The sequence below is a fragment of the Bartonella sp. AC535YNZD genome (genome assembly GCF_042196625.1).
Taxonomy (GTDB): domain Bacteria; phylum Pseudomonadota; class Alphaproteobacteria; order Rhizobiales; family Rhizobiaceae; genus Bartonella.
Genome location: NZ_JBHIQP010000081.1, coordinates 1 through 693 on the forward strand (window position 1 = coordinate 1; position 693 = coordinate 693).

Below are 693 nucleotides of genomic sequence, written 5' to 3' on the forward strand. Positions count from 1 at the left end.
ATAACTATGACACAACTGGCTTCGCGTTTGCTTATTCTGACAGGCGTTTTACGTCATATTCATAAGGATCAAGTTGAGGGGGATATATGGACAATCCCTGCTGAGAATATGAAAGGAAGACGCGATGCTACAACAGAATTTCGTGTCCCTTTATCATCAGAGGCATTAGACATTTTAAAACAAGCGCGCCTTTTATCTCGCAATGAATTCTTTTTTTCTGCAACAGGTCGGGGTCCCCTTGGTGAGAAGTGTATGGCTACGTATATGAGAAAAAATAAACTTGATGCCTGCCCCCATGGATTTCGCTCTAGTTTACGCGATTGGCTCGCTGAAACAACCGATGCCCCCTATGAGGTTGCTGAAACAATTCTAAGTCATACAGTCGGAGGACAAGTAGAGCGTGCCTATCGTCGTACTGATTATTTAGAACAGCGCCGCGTTTATATGGATAAATGGGCGGCTTATGTCACCGGTCAATCTTAAGATATGGGGTAATTTACCCCATGATCTGTGGATAACTTTCTCTCTCTTCTCTCTCATTCTTTCTCAATAAGACTCATAAATTATTACATCACAAATTATATGATAAAATATTGTTTTCTATAAATAAAACACCTTCAAAAATGAACCAAAATGTGGTTAATAAATAGTTATATTTTGTTTCCATTTTTTATTATGAAAGGATTTTAATAT

At 38.1% G+C, this 693-nt stretch carries 1 protein-coding gene; it reads left to right on the forward strand.

All coding sequences use genetic code 11. The features are described 5' to 3' along the window. A partial coding sequence (locus ACFIM8_RS09280) for a tyrosine-type recombinase/integrase (protein ID WP_375607626.1) occupies window positions 1-483 on the forward strand: 483 nt, incomplete at its 5' end. Window positions 484-693: the final 210 nt, after the last annotated feature.